The 26451-nt window shown below is 64.3% G+C and carries 23 protein-coding genes and 2 pseudogenes; 16 read left to right on the plus strand and 9 right to left on the minus strand.

The window, feature by feature from the left end; genetic code table 11:
* Nucleotides 1–40 precede the first annotated feature (40 nt).
* Complete coding sequence (locus ABIB66_RS28645; RefSeq protein ID WP_354209104.1) at nt 41–463, minus strand: PaaI family thioesterase; 423 nt, start codon at nt 461–463, stop codon at nt 41–43.
* A 68-nt stretch (nt 464–531) separates the two neighbouring features.
* Entirely contained in the window at nt 532–1632 is a 1101-nt protein-coding gene (mutY, locus tag ABIB66_RS28650) for an A/G-specific adenine glycosylase (protein ID WP_275171558.1), read from the minus strand.
* A 142-nt stretch (nt 1633–1774) separates the two neighbouring features.
* Here mutY and ABIB66_RS28655 point away from each other — a divergent pair, with 142 nt between their 5' ends.
* The 9 genes and pseudogenes from ABIB66_RS28655 to ABIB66_RS28695 all read left to right on the plus strand — a co-directional run bounded on the left by ABIB66_RS28655 (nt 1775) and on the right by ABIB66_RS28695 (nt 11901).
* On the plus strand, nt 1775–2269 hold the full coding sequence (locus tag ABIB66_RS28655) for a DUF721 domain-containing protein (RefSeq protein ID WP_354256327.1): 495 nt from the start codon (nt 1775–1777) through the stop codon (nt 2267–2269).
* A gap of 127 nt (nt 2270–2396) precedes the next feature.
* On the plus strand, nt 2397–3071 hold the full coding sequence (locus tag ABIB66_RS28660) for a DsbA family protein (RefSeq protein WP_354057564.1): 675 nt from the start codon (nt 2397–2399) through the stop codon (nt 3069–3071).
* 218 nt (nt 3072–3289) lie between these two features.
* A complete protein-coding gene (gene smc / locus ABIB66_RS28665) occupies nt 3290–6754 on the plus strand; it encodes a chromosome segregation protein SMC (protein WP_354209105.1) in 3465 nt (1154 codons plus the stop codon).
* Nucleotides 6755–6865: 111 nt separating this feature from the next.
* Nucleotides 6866–7843, plus strand: coding sequence for a small ribosomal subunit Rsm22 family protein (locus ABIB66_RS28670; protein WP_354209106.1), 978 nt, complete (start codon nt 6866–6868; stop codon nt 7841–7843).
* A 138-nt stretch (nt 7844–7981) separates the two neighbouring features.
* Nucleotides 7982–8542 (plus strand): LemA family protein, encoded by a 561-nt coding sequence (locus ABIB66_RS28675; protein WP_007595027.1) that lies wholly within the window; start codon nt 7982–7984, stop codon nt 8540–8542.
* 32 nt (nt 8543–8574) lie between these two features.
* On the plus strand, nt 8575–9786 hold the full coding sequence (locus ABIB66_RS28680) for a M48 family metallopeptidase (RefSeq protein WP_275171552.1): 1212 nt from the start codon (nt 8575–8577) through the stop codon (nt 9784–9786).
* A 216-nt stretch (nt 9787–10002) separates the two neighbouring features.
* Nucleotides 10003–10755: a P-loop NTPase family protein gene (locus ABIB66_RS28685; RefSeq protein ID WP_028134861.1), complete on the plus strand. Its 753-nt coding sequence runs from the start codon at nt 10003–10005 to the stop codon at nt 10753–10755.
* 60 nt (nt 10756–10815) lie between these two features.
* Nucleotides 10816–11484 (plus strand): hypothetical protein, encoded by a 669-nt coding sequence (locus ABIB66_RS28690; RefSeq protein ID WP_354209108.1) that lies wholly within the window; start codon nt 10816–10818, stop codon nt 11482–11484.
* Nucleotides 11485–11568: 84 nt separating this feature from the next.
* A pseudogene (locus tag ABIB66_RS28695) lies at nt 11569–11901 on the plus strand (GIY-YIG nuclease family protein).
* A gap of 25 nt (nt 11902–11926) precedes the next feature.
* On the opposite strand, the gene ABIB66_RS28700 reads toward ABIB66_RS28695, so the two are convergent.
* From ABIB66_RS28700 to petA, 6 genes are all read right to left on the minus strand, one after another.
* On the minus strand, nt 11927–12466 hold the full coding sequence (locus tag ABIB66_RS28700) for an adenine phosphoribosyltransferase (RefSeq protein ID WP_007595035.1): 540 nt from the start codon (nt 12464–12466) through the stop codon (nt 11927–11929).
* A gap of 8 nt (nt 12467–12474) precedes the next feature.
* The gene (locus tag ABIB66_RS28705) at nt 12475–14640 is read right to left on the minus strand and encodes an anthranilate synthase component I (RefSeq protein ID WP_354057248.1); all 2166 of its coding nucleotides are present in this window, start codon (nt 14638–14640) and stop codon (nt 12475–12477) included.
* Nucleotides 14641–14889: 249 nt separating this feature from the next.
* Nucleotides 14890–16041 carry a DMP19 family protein gene (locus ABIB66_RS28710; protein ID WP_354209109.1) on the minus strand — a complete coding sequence of 384 codons (1152 nt, stop codon included), beginning with the start codon at nt 16039–16041 and terminating at the stop codon, nt 14890–14892.
* Nucleotides 16042–16150: 109 nt separating this feature from the next.
* Nucleotides 16151–16825: a dienelactone hydrolase family protein gene (locus tag ABIB66_RS28715; protein WP_008134159.1), complete on the minus strand. Its 675-nt coding sequence runs from the start codon at nt 16823–16825 to the stop codon at nt 16151–16153.
* Nucleotides 16826–16967: 142 nt separating this feature from the next.
* Nucleotides 16968–19040, minus strand: coding sequence for a cytochrome b/c1 (gene fbcH, locus ABIB66_RS28720; protein WP_275171541.1), 2073 nt, complete (start codon nt 19038–19040; stop codon nt 16968–16970).
* A 61-nt stretch (nt 19041–19101) separates the two neighbouring features.
* Nucleotides 19102–19632, minus strand: coding sequence for a ubiquinol-cytochrome c reductase iron-sulfur subunit (petA, locus tag ABIB66_RS28725; RefSeq protein WP_026232845.1), 531 nt, complete (start codon nt 19630–19632; stop codon nt 19102–19104).
* A gap of 278 nt (nt 19633–19910) precedes the next feature.
* On the opposite strand from petA, the gene ABIB66_RS28730 reads away from it, so the two are divergent.
* The 6 genes from ABIB66_RS28730 to ABIB66_RS28755 all read left to right on the plus strand — a co-directional run bounded on the left by ABIB66_RS28730 (nt 19911) and on the right by ABIB66_RS28755 (nt 23729).
* Nucleotides 19911–20369 carry a tRNA (cytidine(34)-2'-O)-methyltransferase gene (locus tag ABIB66_RS28730; protein ID WP_354209186.1) on the plus strand — a complete coding sequence of 153 codons (459 nt, stop codon included), beginning with the start codon at nt 19911–19913 and terminating at the stop codon, nt 20367–20369.
* Between the two features lie 19 nt (nt 20370–20388).
* Entirely contained in the window at nt 20389–21021 is a 633-nt protein-coding gene (gene queE, locus ABIB66_RS28735; protein WP_354209110.1) for a 7-carboxy-7-deazaguanine synthase, read from the plus strand.
* Between the two features lie 16 nt (nt 21022–21037).
* Complete coding sequence (locus ABIB66_RS28740) at nt 21038–21403, plus strand: 6-pyruvoyl trahydropterin synthase family protein (protein ID WP_354256331.1); 366 nt, start codon at nt 21038–21040, stop codon at nt 21401–21403.
* 119 nt (nt 21404–21522) lie between these two features.
* Complete coding sequence (hemF, locus tag ABIB66_RS28745) at nt 21523–22410, plus strand: oxygen-dependent coproporphyrinogen oxidase (RefSeq protein WP_354209112.1); 888 nt, start codon at nt 21523–21525, stop codon at nt 22408–22410.
* Entirely contained in the window at nt 22407–23153 is a 747-nt protein-coding gene (locus ABIB66_RS28750; protein WP_354209113.1) for an HAD family hydrolase, read from the plus strand. The genes hemF and ABIB66_RS28750 overlap by 4 nt, the downstream gene beginning before the upstream one ends.
* Before the next feature lie 372 nt (nt 23154–23525).
* Nucleotides 23526–23729, plus strand: coding sequence for a YodC family protein (locus ABIB66_RS28755; RefSeq protein ID WP_354057261.1), 204 nt, complete (start codon nt 23526–23528; stop codon nt 23727–23729).
* A gap of 1055 nt (nt 23730–24784) precedes the next feature.
* Here the strand turns inward: ABIB66_RS28755 and ABIB66_RS43655 are convergent.
* Nucleotides 24785–25090: pseudogene (locus ABIB66_RS43655) on the minus strand (winged helix-turn-helix domain-containing protein); the annotation flags it as partial.
* A 278-nt stretch (nt 25091–25368) separates the two neighbouring features.
* Here ABIB66_RS43655 and ABIB66_RS28765 point away from each other — a divergent pair.
* Nucleotides 25369–26280 (plus strand): DUF1127 domain-containing protein, encoded by a 912-nt coding sequence (locus tag ABIB66_RS28765; RefSeq protein WP_354209116.1) that lies wholly within the window; start codon nt 25369–25371, stop codon nt 26278–26280.
* Nucleotides 26281–26451 lie beyond the last annotated feature (171 nt).

Consider the following 26451-nt stretch of genomic DNA (forward strand, 5'->3'; position numbering starts at 1 on the left):
TTCTCCCGCAAGGGGAGAAGGGGTAGCGCCTACGCGGCAGCTATTTGCCCACCACCCTCGCCGCTTCGAGCAGCCGCTCGCTCGCGGTCGCCGTCGCCAGCAGCGTGCCGTCCTCTGCCATCAGCCTGGCCTCGACGAATGCAATCGTCCTGCCGAGCTGCGTCACCTTGGCCTCGCCGATGATCGGTCCGGGCTTCGCGGGCGCGAGGAAATTCACGGTCATGCTGATGGTGGTGGTGTAGAGCCGGCCCTCGCTCATCACCAGCACGGCGGGGCCCATCGTGTCGTCGAGCATGGCCGAGAGCATGCCGCCCTGGATGAAGCCGGCCGGATTGCAGAACTCCGGCTTGCCGTCGAAGGCGAGCTTGATCCAGCCTTCCCCGGGACGGGCGTCGAGCAAGCGCCATCCGAGCAGCTCGGCACAAGGCGGCCTGGGAAAATTGTCGAGCGCGGTCTTGATCATGCGAGCCTCCGTTGCCGGCCACAGCTAACGCAGCCCTGCTGCCAGCATGTTGTCAGCAGGATGGGCAGCTAGGGGTCCAATCCACGCGCAATCACCTTGCGCATGACGTTGGGCAATGCTTCGTCGGCGAGAGTGGCAATGGGCACCCAGCGCATGCCCGCGGGTGCCCGCGTCCGCGCTTCCGCCCTGCCCGTGTAGACCACGAGCTCCAGCGGAAAATGCGTGAAGACGTGGGTGACCACGCCTGCCTTGCGGTGCCAGCGCGACAGCCCCTTCAGCGCGGGCGCCTGCTGTTTTGCCTTGGCGTCTTCCTGCCCGGCAAGCCAATCCGATCCCGGTACCTCGGTCATGCCGCCGAGCAGACCCTTTTCGGGACGGCTGCGGACGAGAAGCTCGTCGCCGCGTGTGACAACGAAGGCGGCGCCGCGCCGTAGTGCGCCGCTCTTCTTCGGGGCCTTGCGGGGAAACGTTTCCTGCGTTCCCAGCCTACGCGCCGTGCAGTCCTCGTTCAGCGGGCATAGCGAGCAGGCCGGCTTTTTCGGCGTGCAGATCGAGGCCCCCACATCCATCAGCGCCTGCGCGCTATCACCGGCGCGAGAATCGGCGAGCAGCGTCGCAGCCAACTCCTGAATCAGCGGCTTGGCCTGCGGGAGCTCTTCTTCAACTGCAAAGAGCCGCGAGACCACGCGTTCGATATTGCCGTCGACCGGCATGGTGCGGCGGTCGAACGCAATCGCCGCGATCGCTGCCGCCGTATAGGGCCCGATGCCCGGCAGCGCGCGCAGGCCCAGTTCGGTGTCGGGAAAGGTGCCGCCATGCTCGCGCGTCACCGCGACCGCGCAGGCACGGAGATTACGCGCGCGAGAATAATAGCCGAGCCCCGCCCACATCCGCAGCACGTCGTCCTGCGAGGCCCGTCCCAGCGCGGTGACATCCGGCCAGCGCGCGACGAATTTTTCGAAATAGGGCCCGACCGCCTTCACCGTGGTCTGCTGGAGCATGATCTCGGACAGCCAGACGCGGTAAGGGTCGGATGCCTCGCCGGGCGCAGCGCGCCAGGGCAATCGGCGGCGGTGACGGTCGTACCAGTCGAGCAGCGAGAGCGGGCGCGACGAGGTCTCCGGCTGAACTGGTTCCGATTTCGCCTTGAGGGCGGATTTGGGGCTCATGTTCGCACTGTAACGGCAATGCACCGATCTCTCCACGTCATGCCCACGCTTGTCGCGGGCGTCCACGTCTTTCTTCGCGGCCAAGAGCTTGTCTTCGCGGCCAAGAGCCTGTGGCCGACGCTCCGGAGTGCTATAAAGTCCCATGTCCAAGCTTCGCCCCATCAAACCCGGTCCCATCAGCGCCAAGCCGCTGTCGCTCCTGCTCAACGACGTCTTTGCCGAGGCCTATGCCAAGCACGGATTTGCCGCGCGCGAGCTGGTGACGCGGTGGGCGCAGATTGCAGGGCCGGAGATCGCGGCCCATGCCGAGCCGCTGAAGATGCAATGGCCGCGGCCGGTCGAGGGTCAGCCGCAGGAGCCGGCCACGCTGGTGCTGCGGGTCGAGGGGCCGATGGCGCTGGAGATCCAGCACTCCGCCGATGTGATCCTGCAGCGGGTCAACCGCTTCTTCGGCTGGAGCGCGGTCGGCAAGCTGGCCTTCCGCCAGGCACCGCTGTCGCGCGCTCGCCGGCCGACCCGGCCCAGCCCGCCGGACGCCAAATCGGTGGCCGAGGTGGCTGAGAGCCTGGGCGACATCGAAGATGAACAATTGAAGTCGGCGCTGGCGCGCCTCGGGGCTGCCATCAAGCGAAATTGAGCCTTATTCTGCGGTCAAACTGGACCTGTCCTTGCCGCTCGCCATTGCCTCAAACGACGTTTCAAGCTAGCGACAGGCCGTCTGAATGGGAATTTCAGGCGAGACCACGCCAATCCGGGAGCCGACCTTGATCATCACCCGCCGCGCCTTCACGTCGATGCTGTCGCTGACCGGGCTTGCCGCGCTCGCCGGGTTCTCGCCGCTGCGGTTCATCTCCGATGCCATGATCCCTGAAGCAATGGCGCAGGCGGCGCCTGGCGACGTGGCCAAGCCGGTGTCGCTGCCCGACATGGCGCTGGGCCCGAAGGACGCCGCCGTCACCATCACCGAATACGCCTCGATGACCTGCCCGCATTGCGCGGCCTTCAACGAGCAGGTGTTTCCCAAGATCAAGTCGGAATACATCGACACCGGCAAGGTGCGTTATATCTTCCGCGAGTTCCCGCTCGACATCAAAGCCGCCGCCGGCTCGATGCTGTCGCGCTGCATCGCCAATGGCGACGCCCCGAAATACTTTGCCGTCACCGACATGCTGTTCCGCCAGCAGAACGACTGGGTGATGAAGAACACCACGGAGACCCTGACGCGGATCGGCAAGCAGGCCGGTCTCACCCAGCAGCAGGTCGAGGCCTGCCTGAAGGACCAGGCGCTGCTCGACAAGATCGCCGCCGACCAGAAATATGCCAGCGACGTTCTGAAGGTCGATTCGACGCCGACGTTCTTCGTCAACGGCGAGAAGATCAAGGGCGAGACCTCGTTCGAGGAATTCGCCAAGAAGATCAATCCGCTGCTCAAGAGCTGATTCGCACGGCACAATCCTGATTCGCATCTCGATAGCCGTATCTTTCCCGGCATAAATCCCTTGGGAAAAACGGCTTTCGCCGGTTGCCCTCGCGGCGCACCGCGGCCATTGTCCGACCGCATGAGGCGCCCTCGCGCGACTCGCCCGGATAGCGACACTGCCTTCCATGGTATTGTCCCGGCAGGGGGATTCGCGCCTGCCAACAGAGATGCGTGCTTATGAAAATCACCCGCCTGCGCCTCCACGGCTTCAAGTCCTTCGTTGAGGCCACCGACTTCGTCATTGAGCCCGGCCTGACCGGCGTGGTCGGCCCCAACGGCTGCGGCAAGTCGAATCTCGTCGAGGCACTGCGCTGGGCAATGGGCGAGACCTCCTACAAGTCGTTGCGCGCCGCTGACATGGACGCGGTGATCTTCGCCGGCTCCGGCAATCGTCCCGCGCGCAACCACGCCGAAGTGACGATGACGATCGACAATTCCGATCGCACCGCGCCGGCGGCGATGAACGACAGCCAGCTTCTGGAAATTTCCCGCCGCATCGAGCGCGAGGCCGGCTCGGTCTACCGCATCAACGGTCGCGACGTGCGCGCCCGCGACGTGCAGATTCTATTCGCCGACGCCGCCACCGGCGCGCGCTCGCCCGCCCTCGTCCACCAGGGCAAGATCGGCGAAATCATTCAGGCCAAGCCCGAGCAGCGCCGCCGCGTGCTGGAAGACGCCGCCGGCGTCGCCGGCCTGCACGCCCGCCGCCACGAAGCCGAGCTGCGGCTCAAGGCGGCCGAAACCAACCTCACCCGCGTCGAGGACGTGATCGGCCAGCTCGCCGGGCAGATGGAAGGCCTGAAGAAGCAGGCCCGCCAGGCCGTGCGCTATCGCGAGGTCGCGGCCAAGGTCCGCAAGGCGGAAGCCACCCTGTTCCACCTGCGCTGGATCGGCGCCCATGCGGACGTCAACGAGTCCGGCCAGACCCACGATCTTGCGGTCCGTGAGATGGCCGAGCGTACCCAGCACCAGGCCGAGGCCGCTCGCATCCAGGCGATTCGCGCCGCCGAAATGCCGGCGCTGCGCGATGCCGAAGCGCGCGCCGCGGCGGGGCTGCAGCGCCTGACCAACGCCCGCGAGCTGCTCGATCGCGAGGAAGAGCGCGCCAAGGAGCGCGTCGCGGAACTCGAGCGGCGCCTCGCACAGTTCGAAGGCGACATCTCGCGCGCCCAGCAGCAGACCATGGACGCCGATGTCGCGCTGCAGCGCCTCGACGCCGAAGATGCCGAGCTGAAGGAAGAGATCAAGTCGCGCGTCGAGAAGCGCTCCGGCGTCGATGAGCGTGTCGCCGAAGCCGAGGCGGTGCTGACCGAAACCGAGCAGCAGTTCGCCGAGCTCACCACCGCGCTCGCCGACCTCACCGCCAAGCGCAATCAACTCGAAGCCAACGTTCGAACCCACCGCGACAAGCTCGCCCGGCTCGACCAGGAGATTTCGAACGTCGCGGCGGAAGAGCACAAGCTCACCGAGGAGACCGGCGGCTTCGGCGATCTCGACGAGCTGACCGCGACCGTCGAGAACGCCGAGCAGACGCTGGCAGCCTCGGAAGCCGCGGCTCAGGCCAGCGAAGCCGCGCACGTCGTCGCGCGGCAGACGCTGGAATCCTCGCGCTCGCCGCTCGTCGAAGCCGACAAGCGCGTGCAGCGGCTCGATACCGAGGCGCGCACGATCTCCAAGATCCTCAACGGCGAGACCAAGAATCTGTGGCCGCCGATCATCGACGGCATCACCGTCGACAAGGGATTCGAAAAGGCGATCGGCGCAGCGCTTGGCGACGATCTCGACGCCCCGGTCGATCCGTCCGCGCCGATGCGCTGGACCAATGCCGGCGTCACCGACGGCGATCCGGAACTGCCCGAAGGCGTCGTGCCTCTCGCCAACCACGTTCAGGCCCCGGCCGAGCTGACCCGCCGCCTAGCGCAGATCGGCGTGGTGCCGCGCGAGCGCGGCGCCGAGCTGGTCTCGCAGCTCAAGACCGGCCAGCGGCTGGTCTCGCCCGAAGGCGACGTCTGGCGCTGGGACGGTTTTGTCGCAGCCGCCCACGCGCCGACCGGCGCAGCACGGCGGCTTGCCGAGCGCGCCCGCCTCATCGACATCGAGAACGAGCTGGAGCAGGCCCGCATCGACGCGCAGATCAAGCGTCAGGCGCTGGAGAACGCCGAAGCCGAGCTGCAGATGGCCGCCAGCACCGAAGGTGCGAGCCGCGAAGCTTGGCGTGCCGCGCAGCGCGAGCTCAACGTCGCGCGCGAGCGCCATGCCACGGTCGAGCGCGAGATCAGCCGCCACGCCGCGCGCAAGGCGACGCTGTCGGAAGCGCACAGCCGTCTGGCCGCCGACCGCGCCGAGGCCGAAGCCGCCTACGAATACGCCGAAGCCGGGATCTCCGAGCTGCCGTCGAGCGAGGACACCGAAACCCGTCTCGCCGCCGTCCGCAGCGACATCGAAGGCCATCGCCGCATGGCCGCCCAGGTCCGCGCCGAGGCACAGGCGCTGGCGCGCGAGGCCGAGCTGGCCGACCGCCGCGTGCAGGCGATCCTCGCCGAACGCACCGAGTGGCAGAACCGCAAGGAGAGCGCAGCCTCCCACATCGACACAATCCAGACCCGCATCACCGAAGTCTCGATCGAGCGCAGCGATCTCGAGAACGCGCCGGCGGTGTTCGCGGAGAAGCGCAGCGCGCTGATCACCGAGATCGAATACGCCGAAAACGACCGCCGCATGGCTGCCGATGCGCTCGCCAGCGCGGAGACCGCGATGGCCGAAACCGATCGCGTCGCGAAGCTGACGCTCGAGGCGCTATCGAGTTCCCGCGAGGCCACCGCCCGCGCCGAGGAGCGCATGCAAGGCGCGCGGCGCCGGCTCGAGGACATCGAGCGCGAAATCCGCGACATGCTCGAGGTCGAACCGCAGGCCGTTGCCGGCCTCGCCGAGATCGAACCCGGCACGGAGCTGCCGCCGCTGCACGACATCGAGGAAGACCTCGAAAAAATGCGCCGCGATCGCGAGCGGCTGGGCGCGGTCAATTTGCGCGCCGAGGAAGAGCTGCGCGAGGTCGAAACCCAGCACAACGGCCTGGTCACCGAGCGCGACGACCTCGTCGAGGCCATCAAGCGGCTGCGCCAGGGCATCCAGAGCCTCAACAAGGAGGCGCGCGAGCGGCTCCTGACCTCGTTCGAGGTCGTCAACAACCACTTCAAGCGCCTGTTCGTCGAGCTGTTCGGTGGCGGCGAAGCCGCGCTGCATCTGATCGAGAGCGATGATCCGCTCGAAGCCGGTCTCGAAATCATCGCCAAGCCGCCGGGCAAGAAGCCGCAGACGCTGTCGCTGCTCTCCGGCGGTGAACAGGCGCTGACCGCGATGGCGCTGATCTTCGCGGTGTTCCTCACCAATCCCTCGCCGATCTGCGTGCTGGACGAAGTCGACGCGCCGCTCGACGACCATAACGTCGAGCGGTACTGCAACTTGCTGCACGAGATGACTGCCTCGACCGACACGCGCTTCATCATCATCACCCACAACCCGATCACGATGGCGCGGATGAACCGCCTGTTCGGCGTCACCATGGCCGAACGCGGCGTCTCGCAACTGGTGTCGGTGAACCTGCAAGAGGCGGTGGACATTCTCGACCAGAACGTGGCGTGATTTTTTGGGCGTCATTCCGGGGCGATGCGCAGCATCGAACCCGGAATCTCGCGCCACCATTTCGAGATTCCGGGTTCGCGCTACACGCGCCCGGAATGACGACGAATTAAGATGATCTCGCCCACGCTTCCCGCTGAGCTAAAGGCGGCCCTCGACGGCAAGCTCCAGGGGTTCTCGCGCACCGACGCTGCGCAGCGATCGCAGGAAATCTCGACCAGCTATCGCGCAGGCGGCGGCTCCGGCACGATCAAGTCGGAGGCCGACGCGCTCGCCTATGCGCTCGCACGCATGCCGGCGACCTACGCGGCGGTGGCAGCAAGCCTGAATGCGCTGGCCGAGATCGCACCGGACCTCGCTCCGGAAACGCTGCTCGACGTCGGCGCGGGTCCGGGCACCGCGAGCTGGGCCGCGGCCGAGGCGTTTCCCTCGCTGCAGGATTTCACCCTGCTCGATGCCAACGCCACCCTGAGCCGTCTCGCGCTCGAACTGGCCCGCGACAGCACCCGTCTGGCGGATTGCCGCTATCTGCCGGGCGATGCCGGCGCGAACCTCGCCGAGGTCTCCCCAGCCGATCTCGTCGTCGCGAGTTATGTCATCGGCGAGCTCAGTGAAGGCGATCAACGCAAGCTCGCGGAAATGATGTGGGCGAAAGCGCGCCACGCGCTGGTCGTGATCGAGCCCGGCACGCCCGCCGGCTACGCGCGCATCCTCGCGTTGCGCCACCAACTGATCGCGGCCGGCGCCTATGTCGCCGCACCCTGCCCGCACGAAAAGCCGTGTCCGCTGACGACGCCCGACTGGTGCCATTTCTCCCAGCGCCTGCCGCGCTCGCAGGCTCATCGCCAGATCAAGGGCGCCGAGGTACCGTTCGAGGACGAACGATTCATCTATGTGGCGCTGACCCGTACGCCGCCTGCAACCCGCGCCGCGCGCGTGCTGGCGCCGCCGGACGTCAGCAAGGCCGAGATCACGGCCAAGGTCTGCAGCGAGCAAGGCGTCGAACTCGCCAAGGTCCCGCGCCGCGACAAGGCCGCCTATGCAAGCGCCCGCCGCTGGCGCTGGGGTGATGCCGTCCTGTCTGAAAGTTAACCTCCTCCGGCGCTTTCGCCTTGAACTCGGATAGTCCCTCATCCGACCAAATCCTACCTCCCTTCTGCGCCGGGGCTCTCGCTCCGCGCCAATTTGGTCTAGGCTGCGCCCGCCTTCTTCCCCCTTCAGGAGTTCTCCATGTCGACCGGCTGGATCGTCCTCGGCGTTATCGTCGTCCTCGTGTTCTTTGCCTTCGCCGCCTACAACCGGCTGGTGGCGCTGGGCCAGCGCGTCGGCCAGGCCTTTGCCGACATCGACGTGCAGCTCAAGCAGCGCCACGACCTGATCCCGAACCTTGTCGAGACCGTGAAGGGCTACGCATCGCATGAGCGCGGCACGCTCGACGACGTCATCAAGGCGCGTAATTCGGCGATGTCGGCGCAGGGACCGGCGCAGGTGTCCGCGGCCGAGAACCAGCTCTCGGGCGCGCTCGGCCGACTGATTGCGCTGTCGGAGGCCTATCCCGACCTCAAGGCCAACGCCAATTTCCAGCAACTCGCCAGCGAGCTGTCCGACCTCGAGAACAAGATCGCGGCCAGCCGCCGCTTCTTCAACAGCGCGGTCCAGGAATACAACACCGGCATCCAGCAGATGCCGGCCGCCTTGTTCGCCGGCATGTTCGGCTTCACCAAAAAGGACTTCTTCGATCTCGGTGCCAGCCGCTCCGAGGTCGAAGCCACGCCGCAGGTGAAGTTCTGAGTTGAGCCGATAGGCCGGCAGGGCATCGCGTCATGGCCGCGTATGGTCTCTACACGCACATCGCCTCGAACAAGTTTCGTTCGATGCTCCTGCTCGCCGGCCTGTTCGCGCTGGTCTATGTGCTGGTCTACGCCGGCGCGCTGATCGCCGAAGTCGTCATCAACGGCGACGAGACTGTCGTCCATTATCTGAGACGCGCCTTCTATGACCTGAAAGTCGCCGCACCGGTTGCGACCCTCGTGGCAGCGGCCTGGATCGCGATCGCTTATTTCTTCCACCAGTCGATGATCGATGCGGTGACCGGCGGCCACGACGTCACCCGGCAGGAGGAGCCGCGGCTCTATAATCTGCTCGAAAATCTCTGCATCTCGCGCGGCATCACGATGCCGAAGCTGAAGATCATGGAGAGCCCGGCGCTGAACGCGTTCGCGACCGGCCTCAACCCGCGGCAATATTCGATCACCGTTACCACCGGTCTCCTCAATGCGCTGAACGACAACGAGATCGAGGCCGTGCTGGGCCACGAGCTGACCCACATCAAGAACGGCGACGTGCAGCTCATGGTGGTCGCCGTCATCATCGCAGGCGTGGTCGGCTTCTTCGGCGAACTGTTCTTCCGCCTGTTCACGAATTTCAGCTGGAGCTCCGGCTCCGGCGGCTCGTGGTCGTCAGGCTCCTCCTCGTCGTCACGATCATCCTCGTCGTCGAGTGACAGCAAGAGTTCCGGCGGCGGCGCGGTGATCGTCATCATCATTGCGATCGTGCTGATCGTGGTGGCCTGGCTGTTGTCGCAGGTGGTGAAGCTCGCGCTGTCGCGCTCGCGGGAATATCTCGCGGACGCGGGCTCCGTCGAGTTGACGAAAAACCCGGACGCCATGATCTCGGCCCTGCGCAAGATCGAGAACCGCGGCGAGCTGCCGGGCGCAACCTCGGCGGTGATGGAGCTCTGCGTCGACAATCCGCGCGAGGGTTTTGCCGATTTGTTCGCGACCCACCCCTCGGTGCAGTCCCGGGTCGACGCGCTGGTCAAGTTCGCCGGCGGCCATGATCCTGGCCCGCTGCCGTCTCCCGCCGACGAGGCCGAGGAGCCAGACACGCAAGCCGATCGGCAGGACACCCCACCGCCGCTGCGTCAGGGTCCCTGGAACGACGCCAGCGGCGCGACCAGTCCGCCGCCCGTGCCCGCACCCAGCCCCGCCGGAACCGCCACCAGCAACCCGATAGGTCCTTGGGGCCGCCATTGAGCGTGATTTGACGCCACGCGCGGCAGGCCTCGTCGCGATTGGGAAAAACCTCGGGAATTGCCGTAACTGGGGCCTGCGGAATTGAATTCTCCCTTGTTTCTGCCATGTTCGCGCCCAACAGCAGGCATGGGACATCCTCGGGACATCCTTGGGACATCGATTTGGGGCCCGGCCGATTGCGACTTCGCGATCGGGGGCGCGCGTTAGGGGACAGCAATGGCAAAGCCGGCAGTGGTTGTGGTGGGCGCGGACAAGGGCGGGGTCGGCAAGACCACGGTGTCGCGGACCTTGCTCGATTATTTTTCCGCCAACAACGTGCCGACGCGCGCCTTCGACACCGAGTCGCCGCGCGGAACCCTGAAGCGCTTCCACCCTGACATCACCGAGATCGTCGACATGACGACGACGTCGGATCAGATGAAGATCTTCGATACGCTGAACGCGACGAGCCCGTCGGTCACCGTGATCGACGTCCGCGCCGGTCTGCTGTCGCCGGCGCTCGCCTCCTTGCGCGACATCGGCTTCCTCGATGCCGCCAAGGCCGGCCAGATCACCTTTGCCGTGTTCCACATCCTCGGACCCTCAATCGCCTCTCTGGACGAAATCGCCGAGACCGCAGGCTTCATGACCGGTGCCAAATACTTCCTGGTGAAGAACTTCATCAACGACACCCAGTTCTTCCAATGGGACCAGGCGACCTATAATTCCTACTTCCACCGCATCAAGGATGCGACCGAGCTGACCATCCCCAAGCTCAACGAAATGGCCTATGAGCAGGTCGAAGTTTCCTCCGTCCCGTTCCTGAAATTCGTCGCCAACAAGGGCATCAACGACGAGGCCGCGAACTATTCGTTCGTGCTGCGCGGGTATGTCCGGCATTGGTTGGCGAACGTCTGGAGCGAATTCGACCGGATCCGGCTGACCGACATCGTCGGCTCCAAGCCCGTCACCCGCAACAGCGAAAAATAGTTGCGCAAGCCGGGCGGATACGGCTGGATTGGTCGCCGAGTTCGACTGATATAGCTATCGATGCCCGCGACGCCCCTCTACATCATTTGCTCGCCCCGCCCGCAGGTCGGCAAGACCCTGCTGGCGCGGCTTTTGAGCGAATTTTTGCTGCTCAAGAACGGCAACGTCGTGGCCTTCGACGTCAACCTGAAGGAGCCGTCGCTGCTCGACTATCTGCCAAAGATCACCGAGACCGCCGACGTGATCGACACCTATGGCAAGATGCAACTGATGGATCGCGTCATCGTCGATGACGGGGTGGCCAAGGTGATCGACCTCGGCTTCCACGCCTTTGACGAGTTCTTCAAGATGACCGAAGAGATCGGCCTGTTGAAAGAGGCGGCGCGCCGCCACGTCGCGCCGATGATCCTGTTCGTCGCCGACACCGACCGCGTCTCGGCCCGCGCGCACGAGATGCTGCGCGAACAGATCCCGCGGATCAACCTGATCACCGTGGACAACGAGCACATCGTGCGCGGCGAGCTGCCGGCCGCGATGGCCGGCGGCCGGCTGCTGCGCCTGCCGGCGTTGCCCGGCTTCCTGAAGACCTATATCGGCCGCCTGAATTTCTCCTTCACCGGCTATCTGCGCCAGGAGAAGGATGCCTCGACCGAGCTGCACCAGTGGACCCGGCGCAACTATCTCGCCTTCCGCGAGCTCGAGCTCAGCCTGATCCTGCAACGGTCCTGAATATTTTACCCGGATAATATTGACGCCGAGCGGTCCTGCGGTTACTGAGCCCACGCACCAGCGTTCCTCAGCAAGGACCTCACCGTGACCATCGACCGGAAAGCAGCGATCGCCGCCTACCAGGGAGCGGAAGACCGTTGCAGGCATCTACGTCATCCGCTGCGCGGCCTCGGGCGAGGCCTGGATCGGCCAAGCGCCGAATCTCGAGACAATCCAGAACCGCATCTGGTTCTCGCTGCGCAGGGTAGCCACACCTGCCGTAGTCTCCAGGCTGCGTGGAACACGCATGGCGAGGCAGGCCTGACGTTTGGTGAATGTGAGCGTCTGGAGGATGAGGAGACCGCCTATGTCAGGAATGCGCTGCTCAAAGAGCGCATGCTGCATTGGCTGTCGGAGCTGAAGGCGGAGCCGATCTGAACGTCGCCAGCGGCGCCGTTGCCGCTCAGTGCCCCTCGAACGTCATCAGCGTGCGCACCGGCACGTCCATCGCGCGCAGCTTGGCCGCGCCGCCGAGATCGGGCAGGTCGATGATGAAGCAGGCGGCAACGACATTGGCGCCGATCTGGCGCAGCAATTTCACCGCGCCTTCCGCGGTGCCGCCGGTGGCGATGAGGTCGTCGACCAGGATCACGCGCTCGCCGGGCTGGATGGCGTCGACATGCATCTCCATCTCGTCGATGCCGTATTCGAGAGAGTAAGCGATGCGCACGGTGGTATGCGGCAGCTTGCCCTTTTTCCGGATCGGCACGAAGCCGGCCGAAACCTGGTGCGCCACCGCGCCGCCGATGATGAAGCCGCGCGCCTCCATGCCGGCGACCTTGTCGATCTTGTTGCCGGCCCAGGGATTGACGAGTTCGTCGACCGCGCGGCGGAACGCACGCGCATCTGCGAGCAGCGTGGTGATGTCGCGGAACAAGATCCCGGGTTTCGGGTAGTCCGGGATGGTGCGGACGCTTGCCTTCAGATCGTGGTCAAAAGTCATGGTGCCTCTCAATCAGCGCGCGCATCCAAACGGAACGCGTTCTCGACAATTCGTAAGCCCACCTCGCCACTCAGCGACATCAGCGATTCCGGATGGAATTGCACGCCGGCGACCGGCAGGGTCTTGTGCTCGAGCGCCATGGCGACGCCGTCCTCGGTGCTGGCGGTGACGGATAGCACCTCCGGCATGCTGTCGCGCTCGACATAGAGCGAGTGATAGCGGCCGATCACGATCTCTTTCGGCAGATTGCGCATCAGCCGCCCGCCGCGCACCTGCACCCGCGAGGGCCGGCCGTGGGCGGGATGCGTGAGCTGCCCGAGCTCGCCGCCGAAATATTCGCCGATCGCCTGGACGCCGAGACAGACGCCGAACACCGGCAGCTTGTTCTCCAGCGCCGCGTCGATGGTCTTCTTGATCCCAAAATCCTCAGGCCTGCCAGGGCCGGGCGACAGCACCAGCAAATCCCACCGCTTCTGCTTGAGCATGTCGAGCGCATGCACATGACGGACCACGGTGACGTCGGCGCCGACCTGGCGGAAGTAATCGGCCAGCATATGCACAAAGCTGTCGTCATGGTCGATCAGCAGCACCCGCTTGCCGCTTCCGGTCGCATCGGGCGCAAAGGCCGACAGCGGCTTCGGCGGATCACCGCGCAAGGCCTGGAATAAAGCGGCAGCTTTGACCTGGCATTCGCGGTCCTCGGCGGCGGGATCGGAGTCGAACAAACAGGTGGCGCCGACACGCACTTCCGCGAGGCCTTCCTTCATCCGGATGGTGCGGATGGTGAGGCCGGTGTTGATGCTGCCGTCGAAATTCACCGCCCCGATCGCGCCCGCATACCAGCGGCGGGGCGAGCGCTCGTGATCCTCGACGAACTGCATCGCCCAGAGTTTTGGCGCGCCGGTGACGGTGACGGCCCAGGCATGGGTGAGGAACGCATCGAGCGCATCGAAGCCGGGGCGCAGCATGCCTTCGACATGGTCGACGGTGTGGAAGAGTTTTGAATAGGTCTCGATCTGCCGGCGCGCCAGCACCTTGATCGTGCCGGGGACGCAGACGCGCGCCTTGTCGTTGCGGTCGACGTCAGTGCACATGTTGAGCTCGAACTCGTCCTTCTCGGAGTTCAGGAGCTGGCGGATCTGCTCGGCATCGCCGATCGCATCGGTACCGCGCGCGATCGTACCCGAGATCGGGCAGGTCTCGACCCGGCGTCCGTCCGAGCGCACGAACATTTCCGGAGAGGCCGAGACGAGAAATTCACCCTCGCCAAGATTCATCAGCGCGCCGTACGGCGACGGGTTGATGACGCAGAGCCGCTGGAACACTTCGGCCGGCGAGCGGTCGCAGGGCTCGGCGAAGAGCTGCCCCGGCACCGCCTCGAACAGATCGCCGCGCGCAAAGGCGGCGCGCGCGGTCTCGACCGTGGCCTGATATTCGCCGGGCGCGTGATCGGCAAAACCCTGGCGCGGCGTCTTGAGGTATGGGCTCTCGGCGGTCTCGTGCGGCAGGCCCGCGGTGGACTTGCCCTTCCACGCGAAATCGTAAGTGAGCACGACGCCGCGGCCGGTAGCGCGGTCATAGGCGAGCAGGCGGTCGGGGACATAGAGCACGATGTCGCGCTGGTCGCTCTCCCGCGCGCGCTTCTGCACGAGGTCCTCGATCTGGAACACGAGATCGTAGGCGAAGGCGCCGAACAGGCCGAGCGACCCGTCGTCATTGGCGGAGAAGGCGGCGACGAGATCGCGCACCAGCGACATCACGCTGGCGCGCCGCGTGCGCTGGTCTTCGTCGATCGGAGCTTCGCCGCGGATGATATGACCGGCAAGGCGCGTGGGCGTTGTCTCGGAGATCACGACGCAGGGCTCGCGCAAGACGTCGGCGAGGAAGGCGATCAGCACCTCCCCGCGCGCGTTCAGCGCTTCCAGCTTGAAATTGACGCCAGTGGTCTCGAGCTTGAGCGGCGGATCGGAGAAGCCGAGGTCAAAGCTTTCGTAGCGGCCGGGCACGGTCGTACCCGACGACAGCACCACGCCGCGGCGACGGTCGAGCAGGCTGACGAGATCGTCGAGCCGGTTGGCGCCGCCGGAAAACTGTTCCGCCACGCGCGTGATCGCGAGCCCCGCGCGGGTCACATAGTCGCTTCGAGCCGGAAGGGCAAAGACGGTCCTGTTCATGGGGTCCTCTTACGAAACTTGTCGAGGGAACGCCACACAGGACAAACGATCAGGCCGCCGCACTGCGTGGGCGACCTCAGACGATTTTTGGAGAATAAATCGCACCGGCCACCTCTCAGGAGGTGCGCCACCAAAGACGGGATGGGCGGACGGCGGTGCTCATTGGCGGATACTCATCATGGCGCGGGAACGGCGTCAAGCGCCGCTGGGCAGGCTCGACCGGCAAAATGGCGCAAATCGCAACGAGGATTATCGCCGGTCTTGCAGGCTGGCGCGCCCCACGGCCGCGTCTGCGGCATGACGCTCGATTTCGTCTCGCATGACCGTGAGCACGAGCTCGCCGTCAGATCCGATGACCTGGGCGCGATCGCCAAAGGTTTCGACTAAAACGCTGGTCTCTCCTGTGACCGCACACCAAGTGGCTCGATCGTCGTTCACGCTCAGGGCCGTGATCGCCGCGGCGGGATCCAGACCCAACTTCCGCAACAGCAGGTCGGTCGCTTCGGCCGCAAAGTTCTGCTCGGCAATTCTCAAGAAATTCTGGATCGTGTCAGTCCCAACAGTCGACAGCCGCGCGCCCACTATCGTAGGGGGCGTCGCAAGTTCATAAAGTCGTCCACCCGCCTCGTCAAAGACGCATAGCCGCGAGCCCTTGTTGGTCCTTACGCCGAACGCCGTGCATTGCTGCCCCTCCACATCCGTGTCGAATCCTGGAAGCACCATGACCTTGAGCTCTGGGTCAGGCCTCACCGCCCCGCAGGCCGCCGCGACCGTGATCTGCAAGTCGTCAGTCATCTGGAAGCTGATGTGGCGAACGCTTTGCCAGATCCGGCGGTGGGACAGATGCGGGTTAAGCTGCGCAAGCCGCTCGATTTCAGAAGAATATTGCTCCTGCGCGACGGCGTGCAATTCGGGCCAGCTCGCGATCCATCGGGCCGCGAGTGGTATCATTGGTTGCTCTCGTTCTACCGCATAGAAGCGCTTATCAAGCGCGCTGAGCGCCGCGGCGCGGTTTTCGAATCCGGTCTGCAGCGCAGCCTCGTCGGGATGTGCCTCTACCCAGGCGATCATCTCCTGCAAGATCTGGTGTTGCGCGCTCGCTCCCATCGCCTGCAATCCAGCGAGTGCATCGCCGGACGTCGTTGGGAGCATCGCGAGCCCTGTGTTGCCGATGAACTGGCTGTGACCGCCGTTGCAGACCTGAGCGAGATAGTAGTCGGCATGATAGGCCTGTATGGCCACGGCCGGGAGCTCACCTCTCGTGTAGACGCCGACGTGCTGAATTTGGCTGACATAGTCGACCACAGCGCAGGTTAGATAATCGGCCTTCTCGGGATCCCGAGCCGCTTCCAGCGCTTTGCGCGGCACCACAATCTTGGTCAAGCGGCCATCCACAATCATCGTGCTCTCCAGCAGGCGGAAACCCCTGTGACTGCACTCTATGATTGCGGTGATTGATTTTCAATCGTGGCGCGGCAGTAGCGCTGATCGCGGTCCGTCGGCGACCAGCCTACCCGAGATGCTTCCGGAAAAACTCCGTCGCCCTGCCCCAGGCGAGCTCGGCGGCTTCACGGTCGTGGACGGCCTGGCGTTGCTCGTTGACGAAGGCGTGCTCGGCGTCATAGCGGAACAGCTCCAGCGACTTGCCGGCGGCCTTCATGGCCTTTTCGAAGCCATTGACCAGCTCAGGCGTGCACCAATCGTCCTTGTTGGCGAAATGGGCCTGGAGCGGGATCTTGACGTCGGCGGGCTTGGCTGCCTGCTCGGGCGGAATGCCGTAGAACACCACGCCGGCCGCGAGCTCCGGCACATGCACCGCGCCGATGATGGTGACGGCGCCACCGAGGCAGAAGCCGGTCAGGCCGACCTTGGCGCCGTTGCGTGACAGATATTGCGTGGCGCCGCGCACAGTCTGCGTGGTGGCGTCCATGAAATCGAGCGAGTTCATCTCTTTGCCGGCCGCGTCAGTGTCGTGATACGGCACCACCTTGCCCTTGTAGAGATCGGGCGCCAGAGCATCGAAACCGGCGAGCGCGAAGCGGTCGCACAGGCCCTTGATCTGGTCCGACAGGCCCCACCATTCCTGGATGACCACCACGCCAGGCGCGTTGCCGCGTGCGGCATTGGCGAGATAGCCCGATGCGTCCTTGCCGTCCGGGCGCTTGAAGGTGATGGCGGTTCCCATGGTGTCCTCCGACGAGTTTTTGGGGCGGTTCGCGGCATTTTGGCGTTTGAGCGGGCGATAGGCAATCGCGCCTGACAACACACTCTCGTGCCCAACAAAAAAGCCCCCTTGCGGGGGCCTTTTCATTCTCGCCTCGGGCCGCTCAGTGCGAGTCGGCCCAGACCTTCTTTTTGGTGAAGTACATCAGGCCGGCGAAGATGATCAGGAAGATGAAGACCTGGAAACCGAGGCGCTTGCGCGCTTCCATGTGCGGTTCGGCGGTCCACATCAGGAACGTGGTGACGTCCTTGGAATACTGCGCGATCGTGGTCGGCGAGCCGTCGTCATAGGTGACCTGGCCGTCGCTGAGCGGCTTCGGCATCTTGATGGCGTGGCCCGGGAAATACTTGTTGTAGTAGGAGCCCTCGGGGAGGGTCACGCCTTCGGGCGCCTTGTCCTCAAAGCCCTGGAGCAACGCCGAGACGTAGTCCGGGCCCTGCTCCTGATACTGGGTGAAGAAGTCGACGATGAACATCGGGAAGCCGCGACCGTAGGAACGCGCCTTGGTGATCAGCGACAGATCCGGCGGCGCCGCGCCACCATTCGCCGCACGCGCGGCCTGCTCGTTCGGGAATGGCGAGGGGAAATAATCCGCCGGCCGGCCCGCGCGTTCGAACATGTCACCCGCATCGTTCGGACCATCCTTGACCTTGTAGTCGGAGGCGAAGGCTGCAGCCTGCGCGACCGAATAGCCGGGACCGCCGGCTTCCGCGAGATTGCGGAAGGCGACGTAGGACAGGCCATGGCAGTTGGCGCAGACTTCCTTGTAAACCTTCAGGCCGCGCTGCAATGCGCCGCGGTCGTATTTGCCGAACGGACCGGCGAACGACCATTTGTTGCCCGGCGGCTTGTCGCTGCCTTCGGAGGCACGCGCGCTGTCGGCGGAGCCCGCAAACAACGCGCCCGCCAGCGCAAGCACGATCGCGCTCGACACCATCGGCGTCGACCTGCTCCCGGTTTTGGCCAGGACGGCATCCGAGATCGAGTTCGGCACCGGCCGCGGCTTCTCGATGCGCGAGAGCAGCGGCAGCACGATCAGGAAGTAGGCGAAGTAGCAGAACGTCAGGACCCGGCCGGCGATCACATAGATGCCTTCCGGCGGCTGCGCGCCGAGATAGCCGAGCAGGATGCAGACCGCGACGAAGATCCAGAAGAATTGCTTGGCCAGCGGACGGTACTTCGACGATTTCGTCCTGGCGGCATCGAGCCAGGGCAGGAAGCACAGGATGATGATCGCCGAGAACATCCCGATCACGCCCGCGAGCTTGTTCGGGATCGAACGCAGGATTGCGTAGAACGGCAGGTAATACCATTCCGGCACGATGTGCGGCGGCGTCACGCCCGGGTTCGCCGGAATGTAATTGTCGGCGTCGCCGAGGTAGTTCGGCATGTAGAAGATGAACCAGGCGTAGAGCAGCATGAAGCAGGAGACGCCGAACATGTCCTTGATGGTCGCATGCGGCGTGAACGGAACCGTATCCTTTTCCGTCTTGGGCTCGACGCCATCAGGGTTGTTCTGGCCGGAGACATGCAGCGCCCAGACGTGGAGCACGACGACGCCCGCGATCAGGAACGGCAAGAGATAGTGCAGCGAGAAGAAGCGGTTCAGCGTCGGATTGCCGACCGAATAGCCGCCCCATAAGAGCGTCACGATGCTCTCGCCGACATAGGGGATGGCGGAGAACAGATTGGTGATGACGGTGGCGCCCCAGAAGCTCATCTGTCCCCATGGCAGCACGTAGCCCATGAAGCCGGTCGCCATCATCAGGAGGTAGATGATGACGCCGAGGATCCACAGCACTTCGCGCGGCTCCTTGTAGGAGCCGTAATAGAGGCCGCGCAGCATGTGGACGTAGACGGCGACGAAGAACATCGAGGCGCCGACGGCATGCATGTTGCGCAGCAGCCAGCCGTAATTGACGTCACGAACCAGAAGCTCGACGGACTTGAAGGCGAGGTCGGCATGCGGCGTGTAGTGCATCGCCAGGATCACGCCGGTCAGGATCTGGATCCCCAGCATGAAGGAGAGGATGGCGCCGAAGGTCCACCAATAGTTCAGGTTGCGCGGGGTCGGATAGACCACGAAGGAGGAGTGCATGAGGCCGAGGATCGGCAGACGTCGCTCGATCCATTGCAGGGCCGGGTTGCTCGGCTGGTAGTCGGATGGTCCGCTCATGATGCGATCCTGAGGAAATAATACGACGAGACGGCGCGAAGCTTCGGACGAGGCCCGAAGCTCAGCCGATCTGAATTTTGGTGTCGGAAACGAACTGGTACGGCGGCACCGGCAGGTTCGCGGGCGCGGGCCCCTGGCGGATGCGGCCGGACGAATCGTACTGCGAACCATGGCAGGGGCAGAAGAACCCGTCGTAATTGCCTTCATGGGCGATCGGGATGCAGCCGAGATGGGTGCAGATGCCGATCACGACCAGCCACTGCTCATGGCCGGACTTGACCCGGGCCTCGTCGGACTGCGGATCGGGCAGGCTCGCCACGTTGACGGCGCGCGCCTCGTCGATCTGCTTCTTGGTGCGGTGGCTGATGTAGATCGGCTTGCCGCGCCAGAACACCTTGATGTCCTGCCCCTCGGCGACCGGGCTGAGATCGACCTCGATCGGCGCACCGGCGGCGATGGTCGACGCATCAGGATTCATTTGGGAGATAAAGGGCCAGAGCGCAGCTGCGCCCCCTACTGCTGCAGCTGCCCCGGTTGCAACGAATAAGAAATCACGGCGTGTCGGATGGTCCGCCGAAGACGCTGTCGTCACGATTCCAACCCTTTCTTCTTATGCAGCCGGCGGAACCGCTCCAGGAGCCCCCAAGGTCCCCAGAACAGTCTGCCGGCGCCCGCGGCCCCCCGCGGCGGCAGAACTTCACGTGCCCCCACCAAAACAAGGCGAAAACAGCAGTCCAGAATCGTTCTATTGGCACCCTTGCCGGGCGAGCGCAAGCCCGCTATCGGCGCGGGAGCGTGCAATGCACGAATTCCGCGGCCAGCGATGTTTTATTGAGACATTTCCGGCCCGCACCGAACCCGGCACAGCCCATGCAGATAGCGCTTTTCCAACCCGACATCCCCCAGAACACCGGCACGATTCTCAGGCTCTGCGCTTGCCTGGGCGTGGCCGCCCATATCATCGAACCGGCGGGATTCCCCGTCTCCGACCGGCATTTCCGCCGGGCGGGAATGGATTACCTCGATCAGGTCAGCATCGTCAGGCACGACTCCTGGGCGAAATTCGAGCAATGGCGCGCGGCGCAGGGCGCCCGCCTGCTGCTGTTCACCACCAAAGGCGCGACCGATTACCGCGATTTCCGTTACCAGACGGCGGACATCCTGCTATTCGGGCGCGAGAGCGCCGGCGTCACCGAGGCGGTGGTCGACGCCGCGGACGCGCGGCTGGTGATCCCGATCGCTCCGGGGCTGCGGTCGCTCAATGTCGCCATGACCGCGGCGATGGCCGCAGGCGAAGCGCTGCGGCAGCTCCGGAACCCGCAAGTTTGATAATGTTGAGGAGAGACGGTTGAGTTACGCGGTCAAGGAAATCTTCCTGACACTGCAAGGCGAAGGCGCCCATGCCGGGCGCGCGTCCGTATTTTGCCGTTTTGCCGGCTGCAACCTCTGGAGCGGGCGCGAGGTGGACCGCAGCGAGGCCACCTGCAAATTCTGCGACACCGATTTCGTCGGCATCGACGGCACGCTCGGCGGGCGCTATGCTTCGGCCGCGGAACTCGCCGGCACAATCGCGGCGCAATGGACGGCCTCCACCGACAACCGTTACGTGGTGCTCACCGGCGGCGAGCCGCTGCTCCAGGTCGATACCGCGCTGGTCGACGCGCTCCATGCACGCGGCTTCGAGATCGGGGTCGAGACCAACGGCACCATCGCCCCGCCCGAGGGGCTCGACTGGATCTGCGTCAGCCCGAAGGGCGGCAGCGATCTGGTGGTCCGGCGTGGCCACGAGCTGAAGCTGGTCTATCCGCAGCCGCTCGCCATGCCGGAGGCCTTCGCGGATCTCGCCTTCGAGCGCTTCTCGCTGCAGCCGATGGACGGGCCCGAGGTCGCCCAAAACACCGCGGGCGCCATCGACTATTGCCTCAATCATCCGCAATGGCGGCTCAGCGTGCAGACGCATAAATCGCTCGGTATCAGATAGGATTGGTTTCGAACAGATGTGGGAATTGACGAAATCGTTTCGCTTCGAGGCGGCGCACTCATTGTCGGGAACGACGTTCGGCGCGGCCAGCGAAGAGATCCACGGCCACTCCTTCCGCGCCGAGGTGACGCTGCGCGGCACGCCCGATCCCAAAACCGGCATGGTGGTCGATCTCGGCCTAGTCCAGCGCGCCATCGAGGACGTGCGCATGATTCTGGACCACAAGTACCTCAACAAGATCGAGGCGCTGGGCACACCGACGCTGGAAAACCTCTCGCGCTTCGTCTGGGAGCAGCTGTCCCCTATCGGCAAGCTCACCCGCGTCAGCATCCACCGCGACAGTTGCAACGAGAGCTGCACCTATTACGGTCCGCAAGGCTAGAATTGGTAGGGTGGGCAAAGCGCAGCGTGCCCACCATTCAAGATAAACGGTGACAGATGGTGGGCACGGCGCAAGTGCGCCTTTGCCCACCCTACGAGCCGCTTCGTTGGGATTTGCAGATGGACGTTTCTACGATCGAAGACCGCAAGACGCGCGCACGCGCCTGGTTCGAAGCGCTGCGCGACGACATCTGCGCGAGCTTGGAGCGGCTGGAGGACGATGCCCCGCCAGGCCTTTATTCGGGCGAGCCGGGCCGCTTCAAACGCACGCCGTGGCAGCGCACCGATCATACCGGCGCGGCCGGCGGCGGCGGCGTGATGTCGATGATGTCAGGCCGCCTGTTTGAGAAGGTCGGCGTGCATTGCTCCACCGTGCACGGCGAATTCGCGCCCGAGTTTCGCGCGCAGATTCCCGGTGCGGCGGAGGACCCGAAGTTCTGGGCCTCCGGCATCTCGCTGATCGCGCATCTGCGCAATCCGCACGTGCCGGCGGTGCACATGAACACGCGCTTCGTCGTCACCACAAAAGCCTGGTTCGGCGGCGGCGCCGATCTCACGCCGGTGCTCGACCGCCGCCGCACGCAGGACGATGCCGACAGCATCGCCTTCCACGCCGCAATGAAACAGGCCTGCACGCAACCGAACGGCATCGCCGATTACGACAAGTACAAGAAGTGGTGCGACGAGTATTTCCACCTGCCGCATCGCAAAGAGGCGCGCGGCATCGGCGGCATCTTCTACGACTGGCACGATAGCGGCGACTGGGACGCCGACCTCGCCTTCACCCGGGACGTGGGCCGCGCCTTCCTGAAGATCTACCCCGACATCGTGCGGCGCAATTTCGCGACAAGCTGGACCGCGGAGGATCGCGAAGAGCAATTGATCCGGCGCGGCCGCTATGTCGAGTTCAACCTGCTCTACGACCGCGGCACCATCTTCGGTCTCAAGACCGGCGGCAATGTGGATTCGATCCTGTCGTCGCTGCCGCCGGAGGTGAAGTGGCCATGACGACGATGACCCCCGCAATGAGGCCGCTGCCGCGCGCCATGCTGATCGACATGGACGACACCATCCTGTCGGCCTATGGCCGGCCCGAGATCGCCTGGAACACGATCACGGCGGAGTTCGCCGAGGAGCTCGCGCCGCTGCCGCCACACCTGGTCGCCAGCACCGTCCTGGCCTTTGCGAAAAATTTCTGGGCCAATGCGAACGCTTCGTGGCGGCTCAAGCTCGCCGAGGCCCGGCACCTCACCGTCAAGGGTGGCTTCGCCGCGCTCGCGGCCGCCGGTCATCGCACACTATCAGACGATCTCGCCATTCGCCTCGCCGACCGCTTCACAAGCTATCGCGAGGAGGAGATGTTCGTCTTCCCGGGCGCGCATGACGCCATCGACAGGCTCAAGGCGCTCGGCATCAAGCTCGCGCTGGTGACCAACGGCGCCGCCGACACCCAGCGCGCCAAGGTCGAGCGCTTCGAGCTGGCGCACCGCTTCCACCACATCCAGATCGAGGGCGAGCACGGTTTCGGCAAGCCCGAGGAGCGCGCCTATCTGCATGCGATGGACGCGCTCGGCGTCACCGCCGAGGATACCTGGATGATCGGCGACAATCTGGAATGGGAAGTCGTGACTCCGCAGCGTCTCGGCATCTACTCGATCTGGATCGACGTGCATGGCGACGGCCTGCCCGAAGGCTCGATCGTCAAGCCCGACCGCATCATCCGCTCGCTGACAGAACTGGTGCCGGGCTGACCGCAATCAGGATGCGCAAACAAAAACATCGAAAACAACCCCATGCACAGTAGACGGCCGCAGCAAAATCAAAGACTTGCGGCAAACGCAAACTGGGGATCTGACGAAATCGGTTGCTCCGTCGGGCAAAACAGGCGCATGGTGTCATCGTCGCGACGCACGGGACGGAAGAGCCTTTGCGCCATCCATCGAACAGGCGCCATTGCCTCTCGTGATGGGATCGCTCCGGCCTAAAGCTCTCTGATCGACGTTTCAGCAGCCCGGCCGGCGCATGCGCGCTACCACAACACATCCACTGACCGAGTAGCCCGTGATCGGCATGTCATGCCGTTTTGCTAGCTTCTCCCGTCATTCAACTCGAAAGGACCATCCATGGAACTAAAAGCCGGCGATATCGTCATGCTGAAATCCGGCGGCCAGCCGCTCACCGTCGCTGACGTAAAGGGCGACGACGTGATCTGTCTTTGGATGGGCGCGGAAGGCGATCTGTTTCGCGAGACGCTGCCGCTCGCAGTGCTCGATCGACTGGAAGAGCTCGACGAAGACGAGGACGACGAAGACGAAGACGAGGAGTAAGCGCGGCTGAGGCCGCGTCCTAGTTTGATCGGAGTGCTCGGCTCCTGCGCGCATGATGTCCGCTTCTTCGCCAACAATGGCGCGACAGCGGACATCGCTGCATGGCAGAACGGCCGACGAGACGTTGTCCGGAACATCCTCTTGTCAGCATCCGTTACCTTGCTGACGGGATTCCTCGGCGGATACTTTCAGGATCATCGTGTCTCGCGTAAGGGGTGCAGCCGGCACCGTCACGATGATTTCCCATTTGTCTCGTCGGCCGTAAGCCGAGATCAGCTTGTGTAAGCCTGAAGGCCCGCGCCGATATTTAACGATCGGCTACACGGTTCGATGGCTTCTTCGTATTGACGGAGCTGCAGGTGCGCAACACAGAGGAGCCGCACCGTGATATTCTTCTGCACAATGGCCAGATCTGTCCGATCGCCGTCGAACCGGTCGGACCATATGTCGCGCGCGGTCTGAAGATCGGTCAGCGATACGCTGATCCGCACCTGATCTCCGTTGCGCCTCACCGCGCCGCGCACGGCCCAGCGGGCGCCGAGATCTCCTCCAAGCTGCTTCAGATCAATCGACTTATTCTTGTAGTTAAGGGCGGCCTCGCGTCCGATGACGAAAGTGGCGGGCGCTCGCGCAAGATCGGTCGTCAAACCTGTCGTGATGGCATCGGCAAGGGGATCCTGCTCTGGATCGTTGTTGAGGTTAGCGAAGGGCAATACGATGAGAGAGAGCCGATGCGCGATCTCCGGCCCGACTATCGGTTGTCCTTGAAGCTCTCGAGCTTCCCGAACTGCGTCAGTACGGAGCGTCTTCCAGACATTCCAATAACCGAGAAGGCCGCCGGCAATTGCACCGATGGCAGCAACGGACGCCAGCGTCCCGCCGACGAACTTCAGAGGACCTCTGATGTGACGCATCCAGTTTTTGGATCGTCGTTTGCAAGCTACTTTTTCGGAGAACTCCGGGACCAAAACCGCTGACTCCGCGGCTGCGCGCGCAAGATTCGACGGTTCTGCGAGGGCGTCTGAGATCACCGCTGTTTCAAGACATCGCTCGTCATCGTGGACAGCGCCCACGAAACGAAAGCCCTTTCGTGGAAATGTCTTGATAAGACGTTGTTGCGCGCCGGAGTCGCCGATCGCGCGTCGGACCGCATTCAATCGGGTCGTCAGCGCCGCATCAGACACGATCCGACCATCCCAAATTGCGTTTATCAGATCATCCTTGCTGACGACGCGATCCCTGCTGCGGATCAAATAGCCGAGCAGATCAAGTACCTGTGGCGTCGTAGGCACGGCATCGGGCCCGCGCCGCAACTCGCGCCGGTCGGTATCCAGCACACAGTCCTCGAAGAAATAGCGCATGGCACCATTCCCCAGGCTTGCCCTCTACTTCCGAGAGCGCCGCAGCGATTGTCCAGCGAAGATAGGCCTTCGAAACGGAAAATGTAAGCCGAATATCAAGTGTGCCTTGCCCCAGTGTCGCGGGATCGGCCGACGTCAGCCGCACGGAAACGCCCTCGCACCGGCTGGAACGCAAAGAATAAGCCGCCGGTAAGAAAAATGTAAGCCCCTCGTCAAGCGTACCGGACCGAGCATTGGCACCTTAGCCCTCGGTGAGAAGCAAGCCAAAGGAGATTGCGATGAGCGCGATCTATGGCGCCGCGTGGATGCGGCGGCCCTTCGGATCAACGCAGCGCGTTGTTAGCCTCGTCCGGCAATTCTTGAGCGCATGGCGGGAGCGCCGCAGACGCCGGAGTGCACGAGCGACCCTGTGCGGCCTCAGCGACAGGGAGCTCATGGACATCGGCACGACGCGCGGCGAGATCGACTACATCGCCTCGCACCGAAACATCACGAGGCCGAGTCGTTCGACAGAACGGGACAGCGGCGTTATTACCCTGCTGCTCTGTAGCGCGCTTATCCTCGCTTTCGCAAGCGAGGCCAAAGCCCAATGCACTGCGCACGACGTTCTGCGGAATCACCTGGACCTCAAGACCGCTCCTCCGGTGCCGAGATCGCAGACTCCCGTCAGTTCGGCCGCCGATGTTCGGCTGTGGAAGACGATTGCGATAGGGACGTTCAGGGACATGCGCTCCCTTCGCAAGGCGATGAGTGCAATGGGCTGCGACGTCGGAAGCGCCGCTGCTGAAGTCCTTGCGCGGCCGGCTTTTACTCTGAGTGGCAAGAAAACGGACGTGGAGCTCGTCCCTGTCTCGGCCGCTGAGCTCGGCTTCGAGGGCGAGACAGCGTCGTTGACCGAAATCTATGCGCGCGCGCAACGGCTGGGTTTCGGACTTGCGCCCGCAGAAATCGGTCCGCAGCTGAGACTTCAGTACTTGGACCAGCCAATTGGTGAGTTTCTCATCATCGGAATGGAGCCGATCAGGACCTGGGCGGGTGAACCGGTGATCCTGACGGTGGCGAATGGTGGAGCAGGCCTCATTCTCATCGGCCAGGGCACCCGCGAGAACGCGGAAATTCCAGTGAACTCCACCATTTTATTCGTGCGGCCAAGTACGCCCGCCCAGGCGGAGACCGCGGCATTCAAGTAGCTCGGGTCATGCGTATGTCCGCTTTACGCCGAGATGCAGCATTTGTGGGTACTCGCCCTGGTCACGTCGATCCACGTTGAGAGTTTCAGCCTGGCGCTGTCGAAGGGATTGTCCGGCCTGCTCCTGCGGTTTGAGCTTGCGAGGCCAGGTTGGGTCCGGGCTTCCGGTTCA

Source organism: Bradyrhizobium sp. F1.13.3, assembly GCF_040548265.1.
GTDB lineage: Bacteria > Pseudomonadota > Alphaproteobacteria > Rhizobiales > Xanthobacteraceae > Bradyrhizobium.